The organism is Methylobacterium sp. FW306-05-D, from assembly GCF_058782155.1.
In genome coordinates this window covers 1-1,541 of record NZ_JBYSXL010000167.1, presented here as the reverse complement: position 1 = coordinate 1,541, position 1,541 = coordinate 1, and the positions used below count along the sequence as shown (strand labels likewise).

Annotated in this window: 1 protein-coding gene; it reads left to right on the top strand. The window is 77.9% G+C overall.

The features are described 5' to 3' along the window. Nucleotides 1-1,541: L-glutamate gamma-semialdehyde dehydrogenase (locus tag AC3WLN_RS24020; protein WP_492485491.1), on the top strand; the 1,541-nt coding region annotated here is incomplete at both ends.

The following is a 1,541-nucleotide window of genomic DNA, read 5'->3' as shown; positions in this document are numbered from 1 at the left end:
CCACCCGGCGATCCGCAAGCCCCGCGACCTCCTCCCCGACCGGGTCGCCGCGCCCGGCCTCGACCTGTCCGACGAGCGGGAACTGGCCGATCTCGCCGCCAGCCTGGCGGCGGAGGGCGCGCGTGCCTGGCGGGCGGCGCCGATGCTGGCCGGGGCCGAGGGCACCGGGCCGGCCCGCGATGTCCGCAACCCGGCCGACCGGGCGGACCGCGTCGGCACCGTGATCGAGGCCGGGCCGGATTGCGTGGGGAAAGCCCTGGCCCGGGCCGGAGCCGGGGCGGAGGCCTGGGCCGCGCGGCCGGGCACGGCGCGGGCGGCGATCCTGGTGCGGGCGGCCGCGGCGATCGGCGCGCACCGGCCCGCGCTCATCGCCCTCCTGATCCGCGAGGCCGGCAAGTCGGCCGCCAACGCGCTGGCCGAGGTGCGGGAGGCGCAGGATTTCCTGCGCTACTATGCCGGGCAGGCCCGGGACTTCGCTCCCGCCACCCACCGGCCCCTCGGGACCGTCGCCTGCATCAGCCCCTGGAACTTCCCGCTGGCGATCTTCGCCGGCCAGGTGGCGGCGGCGCTCGCCGCCGGCAACGGCGTCCTGGCCAAGCCCGCCGAGGAGACCCCGCTGGTGGCCGCCGAGGCGGTGCGGATCCTGCGCGGGGCCGGGGTGCCGGACGGCGCCCTCCAGCTCCTGCCCGGCGGCGGCGAGACCGGAGCGGCCCTCGTCGCCGACCCGCGCGTGAACGGCGTCCTCTTCACCGGCTCCACCGCGGTGGCGGCGGGCATCCAGGCGACGCTCGCGGGGCGCCTCAACCCGGACGGACACCCCGTGCCCCTGGTGGCCGAGACCGGCGGCCTCAACGCCCTCGTGGTCGATTCCTCGGCGCTGACCGAGCAGGTCGTGGCCGACACCCTGGTCTCGGCCTTCGATTCCGCCGGCCAGCGCTGCTCGGCCCTGCGCCTGCTGGCGCTGCAGGAGGAGATCGCCGACCGGACCCTGGCCATGCTGAAGGGGGCGCTCGCCGAGTGGCGGGTGGGCAACCCGGACCGGCTCGCCACCGATATCGGCCCGGTGATCGGCGCGGCGGCCCGCGACGCCATCGAGGCCCATGTCGCCGCCATGCGCGCCGCCGGACATCCCGTGCACCGGGCGCCCCTGCCGGAAGCCTGCGACCGGGGCAGCTTCGTCGCCCCGACCGTGATCGAGATCCCGTCCGTCGCCGCCCTCACCCGCGAGGTCTTCGGCCCGGTGCTGCACGTGGTGCGCTTCGCGCGCGAGGCGTTCGACGCGACGATCGCGGCCGTCGACGCCACCGGCTACGGCCTCACCTTCGGCGTCCAGAGCCGCCTCGACGCGGCGATCGCCCGGGCCTGCGCCGCGAGCGCGGCGGGCAACCTCTACGTCAACCGCAACCTCGTGGGCGCCGTGGTCGGGGTGCAGCCCTTCGGCGGGCACGGCCTCTCCGGCACCGGCCCCAAGGCCGGCGGCCCGCTGATCCTGCGCCGCCTCCTCTCCGCCGCCCCGGCCGGGACCGGCCTGGCCCCCGGAC